15 protein-coding genes are annotated in these 17,446 nt (G+C 72.0%); all 15 read right to left on the bottom strand.

Annotated features, from left to right (window positions below):
* Nucleotides 1–47: 47 nt before the first annotated feature.
* Nucleotides 48–1,085, bottom strand: coding sequence for an ABC transporter substrate-binding protein (locus KUM39_RS20445; RefSeq protein WP_217787176.1), 1,038 nt, complete (start codon nucleotides 1,083–1,085; stop codon nucleotides 48–50).
* 112 nt (nucleotides 1,086–1,197) lie between these two features.
* Nucleotides 1,198–5,493, bottom strand: coding sequence for a non-ribosomal peptide synthetase (locus KUM39_RS20440; protein WP_217787175.1), 4,296 nt, complete (start codon nucleotides 5,491–5,493; stop codon nucleotides 1,198–1,200).
* Nucleotides 5,490–5,735 carry a phosphopantetheine-binding protein gene (locus tag KUM39_RS20435; RefSeq protein ID WP_217787174.1) on the bottom strand — a complete coding sequence of 82 codons (246 nt, stop codon included), beginning with the start codon at nucleotides 5,733–5,735 and terminating at the stop codon, nucleotides 5,490–5,492. The genes KUM39_RS20440 and KUM39_RS20435 overlap by 4 nt, the downstream gene beginning before the upstream one ends.
* Before the next feature lie 50 nt (nucleotides 5,736–5,785).
* Nucleotides 5,786–7,369, bottom strand: a complete 1,584-nt coding sequence (gene scoC, locus KUM39_RS20430) for a fatty acid-ACP ligase ScoC (RefSeq protein WP_217787173.1) — start codon at nucleotides 7,367–7,369, stop codon at nucleotides 5,786–5,788.
* Between the two features lie 21 nt (nucleotides 7,370–7,390).
* Nucleotides 7,391–7,939, bottom strand: coding sequence for a (2E)-enoyl-ACP glycyltransferase (gene scoD, locus KUM39_RS20425; RefSeq protein WP_217787172.1), 549 nt, complete (start codon nucleotides 7,937–7,939; stop codon nucleotides 7,391–7,393).
* On the bottom strand, nucleotides 7,936–8,826 hold the full coding sequence (scoE, locus tag KUM39_RS20420) for a (3R)-3-[(carboxymethyl)amino]fatty acid oxygenase/decarboxylase (protein WP_217787171.1): 891 nt from the start codon (nucleotides 8,824–8,826) through the stop codon (nucleotides 7,936–7,938). Before scoE ends, scoD begins: the two co-directional genes overlap by 4 nt.
* A gap of 25 nt (nucleotides 8,827–8,851) precedes the next feature.
* Nucleotides 8,852–9,091: an acyl carrier protein gene (locus KUM39_RS20415; protein ID WP_217787170.1), complete on the bottom strand. Its 240-nt coding sequence runs from the start codon at nucleotides 9,089–9,091 to the stop codon at nucleotides 8,852–8,854.
* Nucleotides 9,088–10,137 carry a beta-ketoacyl-ACP synthase III gene (locus KUM39_RS20410; RefSeq protein ID WP_217787169.1) on the bottom strand — a complete coding sequence of 350 codons (1,050 nt, stop codon included), beginning with the start codon at nucleotides 10,135–10,137 and terminating at the stop codon, nucleotides 9,088–9,090. The genes KUM39_RS20415 and KUM39_RS20410 overlap by 4 nt, the downstream gene beginning before the upstream one ends.
* Before the next feature lie 62 nt (nucleotides 10,138–10,199).
* Entirely contained in the window at nucleotides 10,200–11,573 is a 1,374-nt protein-coding gene (locus KUM39_RS20405; protein WP_217787168.1) for an MFS transporter, read from the bottom strand.
* 67 nt (nucleotides 11,574–11,640) lie between these two features.
* Complete coding sequence (locus tag KUM39_RS20400) at nucleotides 11,641–12,396, bottom strand: aspartyl/asparaginyl beta-hydroxylase domain-containing protein (protein ID WP_217787167.1); 756 nt, start codon at nucleotides 12,394–12,396, stop codon at nucleotides 11,641–11,643.
* A 260-nt stretch (nucleotides 12,397–12,656) separates the two neighbouring features.
* Nucleotides 12,657–13,247, bottom strand: coding sequence for a sigma-70 family RNA polymerase sigma factor (locus KUM39_RS20395; protein ID WP_246620457.1), 591 nt, complete (start codon nucleotides 13,245–13,247; stop codon nucleotides 12,657–12,659).
* Between the two features lie 237 nt (nucleotides 13,248–13,484).
* Nucleotides 13,485–14,222, bottom strand: a complete 738-nt coding sequence (locus KUM39_RS20390; RefSeq protein WP_217787165.1) for a hypothetical protein — start codon at nucleotides 14,220–14,222, stop codon at nucleotides 13,485–13,487.
* A gap of 134 nt (nucleotides 14,223–14,356) precedes the next feature.
* The gene (locus KUM39_RS20385) at nucleotides 14,357–14,899 is read right to left on the bottom strand and encodes a copper chaperone PCu(A)C (protein ID WP_217787164.1); all 543 of its coding nucleotides are present in this window, start codon (nucleotides 14,897–14,899) and stop codon (nucleotides 14,357–14,359) included.
* A complete protein-coding gene (locus KUM39_RS20380; RefSeq protein WP_217787163.1) occupies nucleotides 14,896–17,184 on the bottom strand; it encodes a heavy metal translocating P-type ATPase in 2,289 nt (762 codons plus the stop codon). Before KUM39_RS20380 ends, KUM39_RS20385 begins: the two co-directional genes overlap by 4 nt.
* Complete coding sequence (locus KUM39_RS20375; protein WP_217787162.1) at nucleotides 17,184–17,423, bottom strand: hypothetical protein; 240 nt, start codon at nucleotides 17,421–17,423, stop codon at nucleotides 17,184–17,186. The genes KUM39_RS20380 and KUM39_RS20375 overlap by 1 nt, the downstream gene beginning before the upstream one ends.
* Between the last annotated feature and the right edge of the window lie 23 nt (nucleotides 17,424–17,446).

The raw sequence follows: 17,446 nt of genomic DNA, 5'->3' as shown, positions 1-17,446 counted from the left end.
GGGCAGCAGCGTGTACGCCAGCGGACCCCTGAGAGTCTTCGTACGGCTCAGAACGCGTCCGGATGCAGCATCTTGGCGACCTTCGACACGGCCACGTCGTTGCTGGGGCCGAGGTACATCGAGTCGGACAGCGTCACGTACGCGTTCTTCTTGGCGGCCGGCCACTGGGGGAACTCCTTGAGCAGCTTCTTGGCGTAGGCCGCCGGGTTCGGGTCGTTGTAGGCGATGACGACGAGGGCGTCCACGTCGGTGGCGGCCACCTTCTCCTTGCTCAGGTCGGCGAAGGACCCCTTGGAGGCGTTCTCGAAGGCGTTGACGCCGCCCGCCCTGGCGAGGATGTCGTTGTAGATGCCCTTGGCGACGACGGAGCTGAAGTCGTTGCCGCCCATCGACATGTTGGAGAAGAGGACCATGACCCTGGGCCTGTCCTTCGCCTTCACCTTGCCGGCGACGGCAGCGATGTTCTTCTCGGAGGCGGCGATCAGCTTCTCGGCCCTGTCGCTGACGTTGAACACCCGGCCCATGTCGCGCAGCAGCCGGTAGCTGTCGGCGATGGTCATCCCGGCGGTGTTCTGGTCGCAGCCCCGCGGTGACACGTAGCTGTTGGCTCCGACCTGCCTGAGCTGGTCGCGGGTGGCGAAGCCGTTCTTCTGGTCGAAGCCGTACGACGTCGTGGACAGCACCAGGTCGGGGCGCAGGCCCAGCATCGCCTCGCGGGGGACGTCGTAGGCATCGTTGAGCTTGACGTCGCCGGTGGGCAGTTTCCTGATGGCAGCGGCCCGGCCCGGTACCTCGGACATGCCGTAGGTCTGTTCGTTGGCGACGATCCTGTCACCGAGGCCGAGGGCGAGCAGGGTGGAGACCTCGGCGACGGAGGCGCCGTTCATGACGACGACCCGGCCGGGAGCCTTGGCGAAGGTCTCCTTGCGGCCACAGTTGTCGAGGGTCACCGGATAGCCGGTCTTCGAGGCGGCGGCCTCGGCCGCCGTCCCCTTCGCCTTGTCGTCGGACGACGCACCGCACGCCGCCGTGAGCAGACAGAGGGCTGCGGCCAGGGCTGCGGCGGCCGGCCGGTGCATCGGCATGCGGGCTCCTTGGGTCGGGAAGATGCTCGGGGGATGTGCGGACGACGCGCCGACTGACGGTCGCGTTGCAGTAGTCGGGCCGAAGTGGTTCTGGGTTCCCGGTAGTTGTGGCCTACTTCGCGGACACTTCCGGGCGTGGCGTCGGCACGGGTAGCAGACCTGCCCGCACGCTGTGGTCAAGGTGACGGAAGAACAGACTCCGGTCGATGGGCGGGCAGGTGATGCCGCTGCCGTCCAGCCCCGCACGGACCCGGTCGGAGCGGACGCGGCCGAGACCCAGGTCCGCCGTCGCGCCCGCCGTGGAGGAATCCCGCGCGGTGGAGTCGAAGAAGGCGAGTGTGGTTGCGGCGGCGTCCGCCGAGCGCGGGAGGCTCTCCCGCCAGCGGGCGAGCGGCACGGTCCGCACCGGATAGCCGTACGCGCGGACCCAGTCGTAGACGTCCGCGAGCCGTACCCGGGGCAGCGTGGCGTGGTTGAAGACCGGGCCCGTGGCCATCGGGTCCCCCTGCCCCAGGCACAGGTGGACAAGAGAGGCCGCCACGAAGTCCACCGGAGTCCACACCTCGTCCTCGAACAGGTCCGGGACGATCCCCGCCGGGATGCCCGCCCGCAGCACGCCCCAGAGGAAGTCCCGCTCGTTGACGCGGCCGGTGGCGGCGGGACCGACGACCCGGCCCAGCCGGTGGACGCTGACGGGCAGCCCCCGTTCCGCCGCCTGTTCCAGAAGCCGCTCGGAGGCCCACTTGGACTGCTGGTAACCGTGGAGCAGTCCGCCGTGGAGCGGCAGGAACTCCTCCGGGACCTCGGGGGCGAGGCTCGTCGGCGGGGCCACGGAGAGGGTGGACACGTAGTGCAGGGGTGTCGTGTTGACGGCGGCCAGGCGCAGTAGCTGCCGGGTGGAATCGGTGTTGGCGGCGCGCAGAGTGGCGTAGTCCCGCATGATGCTGACCGTCGCCGCGTTGTGGAAGACCGCGTCCGTGGTGGCGGCGAGTTCGGACAGGGTCTCGTGCGACAGGCCCAGTCCGGGGCGGGCCAGGTCCGCCGGCAGCACGGTCAGGCGGGCTGCCGCGCCCTCGTCGAGCGCGATCCCGTGCGCCGTGAGCGCTTCGTGGACGCGGTCGGCTGCCTCGGCCGCGTCCGCCGCGCGCACCGTGCAGACGATCTCGGCGTCCGTCGCGGTCAGCAGCCGGGCCAGCAGATGCGTCCCCACGAAGCCGGTGGCGCCGGTGAGCAGGACGCGCCGGGGAGCCCGGCGGACACGGCCGGTGCCGGGCCGGATGCCCGAGTCCAGGGTGGTGTCGGCCAACAGGGCCGTCGGCGGGAGTACGGCGGACGGTGGGGCCTCCTCGCCGGTACCGGCGTCCGTCCCGGTGAGGAAGCGGGCCAGGGCGGCGGCCGTGGGGTGCTGGAAGACCCAGGCCACCTTCAGGTCCCGGCCGAGCGCGATGCCGAGCCGGTTGGCGGCCTGGATGGCCTGGAGGGACTGGGCGCCCAGGTCGAACACGTCGTCGTCCGGGGCGACGTCGTCGGTGCCGAGGAGCTGCCCCCAGACGCCGGTGATGGTCCGCTCCAGAGGGCTCCCCGCGCTGGGCGCGCGGCGCTCGGGCGGACCGGCGAGCGCGGCTCGGTCGATCTTTCCGGAGCGGGTGCGGGGCAGCCGGTCCGTGAACTCGACGGCGGAGGGGATCATCGCGGCGGGCAGCCTGGCCCGCAGGTGGTCCCTCACCTCGGTGGCCGGTGGTGCAGGTGCCGAGGCCACGAGATGGGCGACCAGCCGCCGGGTGCCGTCCGGGAGGATCTCCCCGACGACGGCCGCCTCCTTGACGCGCGGGTGGTCGAGCAGCGCGTTCTCGATCTCGGCCGGCTGGACCCGAAGCCCGCTGATCTTGAACTCACTGTCGGCCCGGCCGAGATGGCGCAGTCGCCCGTCCTCGCCGACGCGGACGAGATCCCCGGTGCGGTAGGCGCGCGGGGCGTCGGGGAGAGCGGTGAGCGGGGCGAAGCGCGCGCCGTCGGGAACATCGGGACGATAACCGTCGGCGAGGGCGGGGCCCAGCAGGTACAGCTCGCCGTCCAGGACCGCGGCCCTTGTGCCGGGCAGGGGGAGGCCGATGGGGACGTCGCCGGTGGCCAGCCCCGGATCGTGCAGGTCGGCGACGGTGGCGACCACGGTCGCCTCCGTCGGACCGTAGGTGTTCAGCAGGGCGACCGAGGTGCCGACCGCCTTGCGCCAGCGCTCGACCCGTTCGGGGAGCGCCGCCTCGCCGCCGATGACGACCGTCCGTACGCACTCCGGCAGGGCGGCGGCGCCGGTGGAGACCGCGTAGGCGACTTCGTGCCAGTACGCGGTGGGCAGGTCCAGGACGCTCACCCGCAGGCGCGCGCAGGTGTCGAGGAAGCTCGGCACGGAGTCGGTCATGTCGTCGGTGCGCACGACGAGGGTGGCGCCGGAGCAGAGGGTCAGGAAGATCTCCTCCACGCTGGCGTCGAAGTGCGGCGGGGCGAACTGCAGCACACGGTCCTCGCGGCGCAGTCCGTAGCGGTGTGCGGCCGCGGTGACGAAGTGGGCGAGGGCGCTGTGTCCGACCGCGACCCCCTTGGGGTGCCCGGTCGAGCCCGAGGTGTGCAGGACGTACGCGAGGTCGGCCGGTCCGGGGGAGACCGGTGCGGCGCCGGGCCGGGCGTCCCCGGTGCCCGGTGAGGGCAGCGCGAGTACGGGGTGTTCCGTGAAGCGGGCCGCGAGGTCACCGGTCGTCAGGACGAGGGACGCGGCTGCGCCGTCCAGCAGGCGGGCGCCGCGCTCGGCCGGCGCCCCGAGGTCGAGGGGACAGTAGGCGGCGCCGGACATCAGCACGCCGAGGACGGCGGTGACGGCGTCGGCGCCCCGGGGCAGGGCCACCGCCACCACGTCACCGCGGCCGACTCCGCGGACGGCCAGGGCCCGGGCGACGTCCTTCGCGGCGCCGAAGAGCTGTGCGTACGTCAGCACGCGCCCGTCGTGCTCGACGGCGGGGGCGCCGCCGCGGCGGGCGGCGTGGCCGGCGATGACGCTGAGGACCGGACGGGCGGGTGCGGGCAGTGGTCCGCCGTCCAGGACGAGGATGTCGCGATGCGCCCGCGCGCGCCCGAGCGGCCGGTCCGGGTCGGTCAGTGCCTGCGTCAGCAGCGCGAGCAGTCCCTCCTGGAAAGCTGCTGTCTCCGCCCGCGTGTAGAGGTCCGGGTTCGTGTCCACGGCGACACGCAGACCAGTGCCGTCGCCGCGGTCGTAGACGTTGACGGCCAGGTCGTCCACAGGGCCGGCGGACACGTTGTGCACGGTGCTGGGATGCCCGGCGAACTTCAGTCCGTACTCGAACGGCATGATGTTCACGCCGGGACCGGACAGCCGGCGCTCGCCACCCACCAGCCTGAGATCACGGCGCAACTGCTCGTAGCGGTAGCGCTGGTGCGGCAGCCCCGCCCGCAGTTCCCGCGAGACCTGTGGGGCAAGGGCGCGCAGGCTGTCGGCGGATGTCACGGGCACCCGCAGGGGGAGGACGTTGCGGACCATCGCCGGAACCCGCAGCGAGGCCGAACCGAGGCGGCCCATCACGGGCAGGCTGAGCACGATCTCCCTGGCCCCGGTGAGCCGGTGGAGGTGAGCGACCGTGACCGCGAGGAGCACTTCGGACCAGGTGACCTTCAGTCCACGGGCCACCGTGCGCAGCCGGTCCGAGGTGGCACGGTCGAGGTCGGTGACGTGCCGGTGGAAGGTGCGGGCGGGGAGCGCGGAGCGGCCGGCCGGGGTGGCGACGGGCGGGCGGTCGCCGTAGCGGCCGGTCCAGTGGACCCGGTCCTCGGCGTACCGGGTGGACTCGCGGTAGGCGGATTCCTCGGTGAGAACGGACTCCAGGGTGCCGAATCCGCTGTCCGGGACCGGCTCTCCCGCCATGAGCGCGGTGTATACCTGGGCGACCCGCCGGGCGACCAGGGAGAGTCCGAAACCGTCCAGGGCGATGTGGTGGACGCGGTGGTACCAGAGGTACTCCTCCGGGCCGGTGCGCAGCAGGGCGTGACCGAAGACCGGGCCCCGGGTGAGGTCGGCCGGGTGGCCCATGTCCCGGTCCATCCACGCCAGGGCGGCGGCGTGCGGGTCGCGCTCGGCGGTGAGGTCCGCCATGTGGGTGTGCCAGGTCCGCGCCGGTGCAAGCGTCTGCCGCGGCCGGCCGGTGTCGTCGGTGCCGAAGGTGACGTTGAGCGCCTCCGTCTCGGCGACGACGTGGTGCAGTGCCCGGTCGAAGACGGCCGGATCCACGGGCCCGCTGATGCGCAGGTACTCGGCCGTGTTGTACGCCGGACTGTCCATGTCGAGCTGCTGGCCCGCCCAGATGCCTTCCTGGGCGGCCAGCAGCGGCTGACCCTCTGTCATATCCGCTGCTCCCGGCGGTCCGAGAGGAGCTGCCACCACTGGGCGAAGGTCGTGCGCTCCGCGAGCTCGACGAAGGTCACGTCGGCGCCCGCCGCGCGCCAGCGCTCCAGCAGGGTGGCGATGCGCAGCGAGTCCATGCCCGTGTCGAAGGGGCCGTCCTCCAGATCCACTTCGTCGGGTTCCAGGAACAGGCACTCGGCGAGATCGGCGCGGAAACCGTCCAGGGTGAGGTGTTCGGGCATGAGAACTCTCTTTCGGGGGCTTGTCCCGGGGGGTGCCGTCGGTCGGGCGCTCAGTTGACCTTGCGCGCGGAGTCGTCCCAGAAACGGTCACGCAGCTCGCGGCGGAGGATCTTGCCGCTCGGGTTGCGCGGGACGTGGTCGGTGAACTCGTAGCTCGCGGGCAGCTTGAACGCGGCCAGCCGCGGCACGAGGAAGGTGTGCAGGTCTCGCGGGTCGGGGCGCTCGCCTGCAGCGGGGACGACGAAGGCGTGCACCTTCTCGCCCCACCGTTCGTCAGGGACACCGATCACGACCGCTTCCCCCACGCTCGGGTGGCGCTCCAGGACGTTCTCGATCTCGGCCGGGTAGACGTTCTCCCCGGCGACGAGGACGGCGTCCTTGATCCGGTCGCGGATGAAGACGTAGCCGTCCTCGTCGAGGAAGCCGGCGTCACCCGTGTGGATCCAGCCGTTGACCAGCGTCTCCGCGGTCCTGTCCGGCAGTCCCCAGTACTCGGCCATCCGCGCGGGGGTGTGCAGGCAGACCTCGCCGACGGCGCCCGGTGGCAGTTCGCGGCCCCGGTCGTCGATCACCTTGGCCCGTACTCCGGGGTAGGGACGCCCGGCGGCCTGCATGAGCGGCCCGCCGGGGACGTGGGCGGCCGGAGGCAGGCAGACGGCGGTGTTGCCGGTCTCGGTGAGGCCGTAGATCTGTGCGAACTCGCAGTCCAGGACCGCGAGACTCTCCTCCAGCAGCGCCTCCGAGATCGGGGAACCGCCGTACACCGTCTTGCGTACCGTGGTGAAGTCCTCGGCGCTCACGCCCGGTTCGGTGAGCATCATGCGCAGCATGGCCGGGACCACGCAGACGGTGGTGACACCGAGGTCGCGGATGAGGTCCACGGCTTGGCGGGCGGTGAACGCGCGCATCGCCACCACCGTCGTGCCGGCGTTGAGGTTCTGGGTGGCCCACCACAGTCCGCCGACGTGGAAGCCGGGGATGCCGATCAGGGCGATGTCCCCCGGCCGCCAGTCGATCCAGTCCAGGTCCTCGCTCGCGAGGGCGTCGCGGATCGCGAAGAAGCTGCGGTGGGGGAGGACGACGCCCTTGGGCAGACCGGTGGTGCCGCTGGTGTAGAGCTGGGCGACCGGGGTGTCCGGGGTGGCGTCGAACTCCGTTTCGCCGTCGGGGTGACCGGCGCGCCAGGCGCCGATCGAACCGACCGGTACGACGGTCTCGGGCGGTTCGGTGGGCATGCCCGCGACGACCGGGGCGAACTCGTCCTCCAGGAACAGCAGTCGGGTGCCGGAGTCCTGGAGGATGTGGCTCACCTCGGGCGCGGTGAGCCGCCAGTTGACCGGGACCAGCACGGTGCCGGTCTTGGCGCAGGCGAACAGGGCCTCGTAGTAGTGCTCGGACTCCTTGCCCAGATATGCCACCCGGTCACCGGTGACGAGTCCCGCGGCGCGCAGGGCGTGCGCCATGCGGTTGCTGTTGCGGTGCAGGTCCGCGTAGGTCAGGGTGCGGCCCTCGCAGATCACCGCGGGGGCCTCGGGCCTGCCGTCGGCGTGGAGACGGGTGGTGTGCACGAGGGTGCCCGGTCCGGGACGGGGGAGCCCGGTGTCCTTCGGCGCCGGCGCCGTGGATCTTTCCATGAAAGCTCTGCCTCCGGTCGGTCAGGGGATGTTGACGAACGCGAGCGTCGCCTCGCCGTCGCACCGGCCGCCGTGGTCGTCCCGGTAGCGGAACGCGGTCTGTGCGTGCAGGAAGGGGGCCACGCCGGCGGGGGCGCGCCGGGTGACGGAGCGGAACTCCATCTCCCCCGTGAAGGCGCGGGGGCCGACGGGCCGCCGGAAGTTCGCGGTGAAACGAGCGATGAGGATGTCCGGGAGCTGGCGGCGCCAGAAGTCGTCCAGCGTCCAGTCCTCGAACCCGGTCAGCAGCCGCTCCTGGACGGACTTGGCCACGAGGTAATACATCATCTGGTTGTAGGCGATGTTCACCTCGACCGAGTTCAGATGGCCGGTGTCGTCGATGTAACAGGACTCCGGGATCTCGAAAGCGCAGCGTACGGAGGTCAGTCCGGCACCGGTCGTGACCTCGGCGGACTTCAGGTACGTGCAGTGCGGCTTGTAGGGCAGCAGGACCCGTGCCAGCAGCTCCCCGTCGGTGGGGTACACGCGCTGGGGCGGTGCGTCGGTGCGGCCGGGGGCCGGAGCGGTCATGCGGCGGGCATCCCGTCGTACAGCCCGCGCTCGTCGTGAACGGTCACGCGGTGGGAGACGGTGGGCTCGGGGGTGGTGGTGTGCCGGGCGCGGTGCACGAGGCTGCGATTGTCCCAGACCAGCAGGTCGCCCTTCTCGAAGCTCTGCAGGTGGATGCCCGCGTGCTCGAACGTGTCGTCGAGCTGGCCGGTGGCCTCGAAGAGCCGCTTGAGCAGCTCCTCGTCGAGCGGGTTGCCGTCCGCGTCCTCGATGCCGACGGTGAAGCCCTCGCTGATGTAGAGAACCGTTTCGCCGGTCATGGGGTGGGTAAAGGTGGTCGGCTGGACGGCCGGTGGCGTCTTCGTCTCGACCTCCTCGATGATCTCGGAGATCGGCCGGTACACGTCGTGCGGCCGGATCTTGAAGTACTTGCGGACCGAGTGCCGGCAGCGGGTTCCGGCGATCTGCTTCCGCAGCTCCTCGGGCAGCCGCTCGTACGCCTTCCCCATGTCGATGAAGTAGGTGCCGCGGTTCTTCTCGGGCACGACCTGTGGATGGATGAGGGTGATGCCGAAGGGGTCGGGCATGAACTGGTAGTCGGCGTGCCAGAACTTGCCCGTCTTCGGCACCCCTATCTGCCTGCCGTTCTCCGGGACGTTGGAGGAGACGAATATCTCGGGCACCTCGGGGTGCTGGTACATCGGCTCGTAGTAGATCTCGGGGCGCCCCAGACGCCGGCCGAGCGCGAGGAACTGCTCGGGTGTGAGGTCCTGGCCCTTCAGCACGGCGATCTTCTTGGTGTAAACGGCCTTCTTGAGGGCCCGCACATGGGCTTCCGAGGCGGTGGTGTGGTCGAAGTCCTCGACGACGGCGCCGAGCGAGGCGCCGGGCTGGTCCTTGATCCGCATGGTGGACGTGCCTCTCGGAGTGGGTTCAGACGGTGGTGGAGCGGCGGGCTTCGATGAGGTCGGCGATCCGACCGAGGGTGAGATCGGGCTGGAGTTCGTCGTCGCCGACGGTGACACCGAGGTCGCGTTCGATTCGGATGCTGATCTCGACCGTGGTCAGGGAGTCGATGTCCAGGGCACCGAGGGTGGCCTCGGGGCCGACCAGGTCGGCGGGTACGTCGTGCAGCCGCATGACGATGGCGACGAGCTGTTCGTAGGCGGTCATGGCGTGATCCGTTCCGGTGAGGGGGCTGTGGTGATGCCGGGCCAGGTCAGGAGGCAGGAGCCCCAGGTGAGGCCGCCGCCGAAGGCGGTCAGCAGCAGCCGGTCGCCCGGCCGCAGACGATGCCCGGCCGCGGCGTGGGCCAGGGCGAGCGGGATGGACGCGGCTCCGGTGTTGCCCACGGTGTCGAGGTTCGTCACGCAGCGCTCCCTGGGCAGCCCCAGGTCGTCGGCGACGGAGTGCAGGATGCGCAGGTTGGCCTGGTGGGGGACGAAGTGGTCCACGTCGTCGGTCTTCCACCCGGCCCGGTCCAGGACGGTCCGTGCCGAGGCGGCCATCCGGGTCACCGCGTGCCGGTACACCTCCCGGCCGCGCATCGCGAAATGGCGCTCGGCGTGGGTGGGTGTGACTCCGGCGGACCGCTGGCGGGAGCCGCCGGCGGCGACCGTGATCAGGTCCTCGTGGGCGCCGTCACTGCCGAGGTCGAAGTGCCCGACCGCTCCCGGCTCGTCCGGGCCGCCCGCGCGCAGCACGAGCGCTCCGGCACCGTCCCCGAAGATGATCGCGTTGGTCCGGTCCAGCGGATCGACGATGGTGGAGTAGGTGTCCGCGCCGATCAGCAGCACCCGGCGGGCGGCGCCCGAGGCGATCAGACCGGCGGCCGTGGCGAGGCCGTACACGAACCCCGTGCACACCGCCCCGACGTCGAAGGCGGCGGCTCCGGCCAGCCCGAGGCGGGCGGCCACCACGGGCGCGGTCGCCGGGCAGGGCCGGTCCGGTGTGGTCGTCGTGACGATCACGGTGTCCACGGAACCCGTCCCGGCCGACTCCAGTGCGCGCCGTCCGGCTTCGACGGCGAGGTCGGAGGTTGCCTGGCCCGGCCCGGCGAGATGCCGCCGGCCTATACCGGTGCGGGTACGTATCCACTGGTCGTCGGTGTCGAGCCGTTCGGAGAGCTCGTCGTTGGTGACGACGCGCGGTGGTAGCCAGCCGGCCAGGCCGCACACGACGGCCGCCGGACCGGACGGTCTGGGGTTGTTGCCGGACACGGATGGACTCCTCGTGGTTGACGACTCTTCAGCCGGAACGGACACGGACACGGACGCGACGATCAGACGGGTACGGGCCTGGGCCCGCGCAGCGCCAGGACGAGCGCCACGCCGAGTCCGAGACCGGCGGCTATCGCGAACACGGCGGCACGTATGCCGGTGAGCACCGCGTCGCCGGATGGACCGTGCCCGGCGCCCGAGGACAGGGCGACCAGCAGGGCGAGGCCCACCGCGCCGCCCACCTGGAGCGTGGTGGACGCCATACCGGAGGCGACCCCCTGCTCCTCGGCCGGGACTCCGGCGGCGGCCGCGATCCACATGCCGGTCCACACCGCGCCCTGGCCGAGCCCGATCAGCACGATGCCGGGCACCAGCGGGAGGTACGACCCCTCGCCTCGGAGCGCGAGCCCGAGAACGACGGCGCCCGCGGCCCCCAGCACGAGTCCGCCGGCCAGCATGCGCCGTACCCCGACACGGGCGACGGCCCGTTCACCGGCCTGGGTGCCCACGGCGGTCACCACAGCGGGCACGAGGAAGGCGAGGCCGGTCGCGAACGCGCTGTATCCGCGCACGGTCTGGAAGTAGAGCGTGAGGAAATAGGGCAGTGAGCTGAACGTGGCGCTGTAGAGAGCGGTGACCGTCATGGCCGCGAGCAGCCCCGGCCTGGTGAACAGGTGGGCCGGTACCAGCGGATCGCCCGCTCGCAGCTCGATCACCACGAAGACGGTCAGCAGCCCGGCCGCGAGGGCGGCACTGAGCAGTACGGAGGCACTCTCCCAGCCCGTCGCGGGGGCGTGCACCAGCACAAACACCAGCAGCGTGATCCCTCCGGTGCCGGCCAGCGCGCCCAGGACGTCGAACCGGCGGGTGCCGGTGCGGGGGCCGTCTGCCGGGAACAGCCGCCAGCCCGCCCACGCCACCGCCGCCGCCACGGGCACGTTGACGAAGAACACCGACGGCCAGCCGAACGCCTCGACGAGCACCCCGCCGAGCAGCGAACCGAAGCACAGACCGCCCGCACCCGCGGCGCCCCACACCGCGAGGGCCCGGTTCCGGGCGGGCCCCTCCTCGTAGATCGTGCTGATCAGGGACAGTGTGGCCGGGAAGAGCAGGGAGCCTCCGACTCCCTGAAGGGCGCGGACGGCGATCAGGACACCGGCCGACTGGGACAGGCCGCCCACCAGGGAGGAACCCGCGTACACGAGTGCGGCCGCCACGAAGGTCCGGCGCCGTCCCAGCAGGTCCGCCGTCCGGCCGCCCAGCAGCAGGAAGCCGCCCGTCGCCACGACGTAGGCGCTCACCACCCACTGGAGGTCGTGCGGGGAGAAGCCGAGACCGCTGCCTATACCGGGAAGCGCGACGTAGACGATGTTGTAGTCGAGGGCGATGACCAGCTGCGCCAGCGCCAGTACCAGAAGGGAAAGTCGTGCCCGCACCGGTCGGTGTCTCCTCGGCCGTCGATGGGATCGGGAAAAGGGGCCGTCGAACCGCGTCACCGGCCGGTCAGCCGTCCCCCATGAGGCGCCTGATCTCGGTGATGAGCACGGTGAGGGCCCGCCGCTCCGGGCCCGTGGTGCCGGGGTGCCAGAGATCCACGAGCAGGCAGGTGCGGGGCCGGTCGCCGTCGTTGCGGGCCTCGTGCTCGAAGGAGTAGTCGAAGAGCAGGCATTCCCCTTCGGTCCATGACCGGGTTTCGCCCGCCACCGTGATGCTGCAGCCGTCCGGGATGTCCACGGCCAGATGCAGGTTGATGCTGAAGTTCCACAGGTCGCAGTGCGGAGCGATGACGGCACCCGGCAACAGCGTGGAGAAATGGCATTCCAGAAGAGGGCATATCGTCTCCGCCGCCACGGCCGACCCGGCTATCACCCCGTAGGCCGTGGGGACGGTGCGCGCCGCTTCCGGGACCAGGCCGCCGTCCCGGTACAGATGAAGGGCCTGCCAGTCCCGCTGCCGGGTCAGATAATGCTCGTAGTCCGAGAACACCTCCCGGCGCGCGGCCCACGCCGCGGTCAGCTCCTCCCGGATCCTCGGATGGGCGGCTTCGAGCCCTTCCACCACGGGGAGCAGTTCGGGATGTTCACGCGGGTCGTGCCAGGGGGTGGACGACAACCCCGGGAGAACCCACTTCGCGCCCTGCTGGAGGGGGTGCCGCGGACCGCCCCCGCCGGGTTCGAGCATGAGCTCCACCCGCCTCAGGGAATCCGCGCCGTGCTCGCTTCTGATCGCCGCGAAGGCATTCTCTATCTCGGGTGTCATGGGGCCCCTTCCGGCCGCCTACCGCCGACGGTCGGTGCGGCGTCGGGGTAGTAGTCGGGGCGGGTGGCCGGAAAGTTCCCGGGAGGACCCGTCAAATACCCTGTGTGGAAGTGGACTTGGTGTCGGCGTCCCAGGGATTGGCCCCTCGTGCTCTCGTGCGGCGCCCCGCCCGGTCGTGGTCAGGCGAGGCTCCGCACAAGGCGGCGGCCGCCGTGCCCGGCGGCGTGGTCCGGTCCGCCGACCACGCCGCCGGGACGGTGTCAGGCCACCAGGGTGCTCGCCGCCTCGGCCTCGTCCAGCAGCCGTCCCAGGGCCGCACGGGCCCGCGAGACCCGGGAACGGACAGTTCCCACGGGACAACCGGCGAAGCCGGCCGCCTCTTCGTACGACAGCCCGACGACCTGGGTCAGCAGGAACGCCTCGCGGCGCTCGTCCGGCAGCGTCTCCAGCAGGTCCAGCAGGGCCACGCCGTCCTCGAAGCCCGGCAGCCCGCGCGGCTGGGTGCCCTCCACCACCGTCTGCCAGTCGGTGGTGTCAGCGATCCGGGGCCGGACAGCCGCCCGGCGCAGGCTGTCCACGACCGCTCGGCGGGCGATGGACAGCAGCCAGGTCCGGGCGGAGGCCCGGCCCTCGTAGCGGTGCAGGCTGCCGAAGGCCCGCGCGAACGTGTCCTGGGTCAGGTCGTGCGCGGTCTGGGGATCACCGCTCAGGTACGTCACGTAGCGCAGCACGTCACCGTGGAGAGCGCGGACGAAACGTTCGGCGGCTTCCGGGTCTCCGCCGCGGGCGGCCAGCGCCCAGGCGGTCGCCGACGCGTCCTTGGTGGCACGGTCCATCTGTGGACCGTGCATGACAGGAATCATCTCGTGATGTCCTTCTCGGGTATTCCGGGGCCCGCCCGCACAGGGGCATGGCTCACCGGGTCATGGGGGTGCGCCCGTACGCGAAGGCAGGGCGGTGCCCGGAGCCCGGTCTGGAGGAGTCCGCTCGCGGTGCGCCGAGGGGTGTGCCGTGCGGGAAAGCAGGGCGCACCTGGGCGCGGAAGCAGAAGGGTGAGCGGGACGAGGGCTCCGGTGGATCCGGCTGTCTCAGTGGACAGCGGTCCCCGTGGGCGGCCCCCGGAAGGTGAGTGAACAGCACAGAAGAAGTCGTACCGGTGCCGGAACGCAGGCCTCACGGCGTCCACGCAGGACCGGACGTCGCACGGCGGGAGGCAGGGAGCCGAGCAGGCGCAGCGGGGCCGCCAGCCGGGCGGCCGTCGCCCGCAGGACACGGAAAACGGCCCGCTCGCCGTGGGCCAGCCACAGCCCGCACAGCACCGCCGCCAGAAGGTGCGCGGCGAACATGCCGACCGATGCCGTGCCGCTCATGCCCGCCATGCCGTGCAGGTGGTCGAGGCCCGCCATGCCGTGGGCGGTTTCGCCCATGTCCATGCCGCTCATCGAGCCCATGTCCATCGAGCCCATGTCCATCGAGCCCATGTCCATCGAGCCCATGTCCATCGAGCCCATGTGCATGGAGCCCATGCCCGTCGGGGCGGAAGGGGCCGACATGGCAGGGGAACCGGGCGCCGACGACTGCGCCAGCGCGAAGGTCTCGTGAAGCACCGCCTGCACGGCCGTCACCGAAGCGACGATCGACGCACGGCCGCGCTCCCGCCCTGCCAGCAGCCAGCCCGTAACCCCCGTCCCGCTCATTCCGGCGGCCAGGGCCCACCAGGGGACGGAGGTTCCCGACATGAGCGTGTGGCCCAGGGCGGCCAGCAGCACGCAGGCAGCGGCGAACATGCCGGCCCGCGCGGTGCGGCACCACCTCGGGACAGTCATAGCCCGCTCATCCTCGCACTCGTGGTCCGATTGTCGTCAGGGGGTACGCGAAGTCCCCCACCCCCCTACTCAACGACAGATGCGTGATGCAGATCACCACGGACACGCGGGAACTCACGAGCGGCGGAAGACGACTACGGAAGGTGGACCGTACCCGGCCGCACCACGACGGCGAGCACTCTGACGGAGCCCTCTCGCCGGAACTCCAAGGTGAACGGCACGAGATCACCCGACCGCCACGCGCCCGACGGCACGGGCACCGTCAGATCCACCCCTCGCGGGGACATGGCCAGGTTCTCGCCCGCGGCGACGGAGAGGGAGTCGAACGGGGACCGGTAGGCCACGTTCCCCTCCTCCATGTGGTGCCGGGAGAGGGTGACGTCACCCCGGACACCCCGCGCGGTGATCCGCACCAGCGTGTCGGCGGAACCTCCCTCGTTGGTGATGCGGAAGAACGCGGCCGTCTCCGTGGCGCCCGCGGACGGCAGCAGTACGCGGCCCTCGGTCACACGGACACGTGCCGGCGCGCCGGCCCTTCCCGTGCCCACCCAGGTGGTCAGTCCGGCCAGCGCGACGCTGCACGCCGCCACCGGCACCAGGACGGCGAGCGTTCTGTCCCGCAGGCGGCGCCGGTCGAGCACCCCCGACGAGAGGAGCCGGTCCGTGATCCGGGTCATCGCACACCCGCCTTCACACCGGCCGCCCGCCGAGCCCGGCCGCGGGAAGCGGACGGCTGCCAACCGCGCAGCCGCAGACTGTTCGTCACCACGAGCACGGAACTCACCGACATCGCCGCCGCGGCGATCATGGGATCGAGCAGGCCGATCATGGCCAGCGGCACCGTGACGATGTTGTAGCCGAACGCCCAGGCCAGATTGGCCCGGATCGTGCCCAGTGTGCGCCGGGCCAGCCGGATCGCGTCCACCAGTGCCTCGATGTCGCCACGGGCCAGGGTCAGGTCCGCCGCGCCGATGGCCACGTCGGTGCCGCTGCCCAGGGCGATGCCGAGATCGGCCGCGGCGAGCGCGGCGGCGTCGTTCACACCGTCACCGACCACCGCGACCCGGGCGCCCTCCCGCTTGAGGTCCGCCACGAGAGCGGCCTTGTCCTCGGGAGTGCAGCGGGCGTGCACCTCGTCGATGCCCAGCGCCGCCGCGACGGCGCGGGCCGGTGCGGCGCGGTCCCCGGTGGCCAGCACCGTGCGGATCCCCAGCCGTCGCATCCGGTCCACGGTCCGGTAACTGCCGGGGCGCACCACGTCACCGACGGCCACCAGCGCCTCGGCCCGGCCGTCCACCCGGACCACCACCGACGTGTGCGCGTCCCGCTCCGCCGAGACGAGGGCCTCCGCCAGCGCGCCCGGCAGGTCGCCGTCCGGCGCGCCCACCTCGACCAGCAGGCCGTTCACCCGGCCGCCGACCCCGTGACCGGCGACCGCGGCGAAGTCCGTCACCTCCGGCAGCGGTTCCGGTCCACCCGCGCGACGCGCGTACGCGGTGATCGCCCGGCCGACCGGATGCTCCGAACCGTGCTCCACCGCCCCGGCCAGCCGCACCAGTTCCTCCCGCCCCACCCGGCCGGGCAGCACGGTCACCGCGGCCACCGTCATGTGACCGGTGGTCAGTGTGCCGGTCTTGTCCAGGACCACCGTGTCCACCTGGCGGAGAGCCTCCAGCGTCTGCGGTCCCCGCACCAGCACGCCCAGTTGGGCGCCCCGCCCGGTGGCGGCCATCAGCGCGGTCGGTGTGGCCAGCCCAAGAGCACAGGGGCAGGCCACCACCAGCACCGCCACACAGGCGGTGAGGGCCGCCTGCGGGTCGGCCCCGGCCCCCAGCCAGAACCCGAGGACGGTCACGGCGATCGTGAGGACCACCGGCACGAACGCACCGGCGACCGCGTCGGCCAGCCGCTGCGCCCGTGCCTTGCCCGCCTGCGCCTCCGTGACGAGCCGGGTGATCCGCGCCAACTGGGTGTCCGCGCCCACCGCCGTCGCCTTCACGAGCAGCAGGCCGCCCGCGTTCACCGCCCCGCCGACCAGGGCGGAACCGGGGCCTACCTCGACCGGCTCGCTCTCACCGGTGACCAGGGACAGGTCCACGGCGGACGTCCCCCGTGTCACCCGCCCGTCGGTCGCGGCCCGCTCGCCCGGCCGGACGACGAAGACCTGCCCCACGCGCAGCCGTTCGACGGGGATCGTCCGTTCGCCGGCCCCGTCGCGTACGGTCACCTGCTTCGCCGCCAGCTCGGCGAGGGACCGCAGCGCCGCCCCCGTGCCCAGCCGTGCCCGCCCTTCCAGGAAGCGTCCGGTCAGCACGAACAGCGGGACGCTCACCGCCGCTTCCAGATACAGGTGCGCCATACCCTCGGACGGCGACGGCAGCAGGCTGAAGGACATCCGCATCCCCGGCTCGCCCGCCCCGCCGAGGAACAGCGCGTACACCGACCACGAGAACGAGGCGACGACCCCCAGCGAGACCAGGGTGTCCATCGTGGCCGTGGAGTGCCGCAGACCGCGCAGGGCCCGGACGTGGAAGGGCCAGGCGCTCCACACCGCCACCGGCGCCGCCAGCATGAAGCACAGCCACTGCCAGTTGCGGAACTGGAGGGCGGGCGCCATCGACAGCACCAGCACGGGTACCGCCAGGAGCGCGGTGATCACGATCCGTTCCCGCTCACGCCGGGAGTCGTCTTCGTCCCGGCCCGTGGGCCCGGAGTCGTCGCCGCCCGCAGGCTGGGGCAATGCCGCCTCATATCCGGCCTGTTCGATCGCGGTGAGAAGAGTCTCGGGCGTGACGTCGGCCGGGTGGCTGACGCGTGCGATCCCCGTGGCCAGGTTGACCGTGGCCGTGACGCCTTCCAGCTTGCCGAGCTTCTTCTCCACCCGGCGCACACAGGCCGCGCAGGTCATCCCGCCGACGGTGACGTCCGTGACGACGAGGCTGGTCCTCGGCTCGACCGGCATCACTCACCGCCCCCGTGGCCCATGCCGGGCATGTCTCCCATGCCCCCGCCCGAGCCGCCGTCCGCCGGTCTGCCGGTGCCGTGCATACCGGGCGCCACCGGCCCCGCGGCCGATCCCACCGCGTAGGACACCGAGAACAGCAGCGCCAGCAGGATCAGAAATCCGCAGAGCGCGGCAGGTACCGGCAGTCTGCGGCGGTTCGCACCGGTGCAGTGGGGTGACAGCGGAGCATCGGCCATGTCCGGCCTTCCTGGTCGCGTTG

It is taken from the genome of Streptomyces corallincola (genome assembly GCF_019104725.1).
Classification (GTDB): Bacteria; Actinomycetota; Actinomycetes; order Streptomycetales; family Streptomycetaceae; genus Streptomyces; species Streptomyces corallincola.
This window is presented reverse-complemented; position numbering and strand designations above follow the sequence as displayed.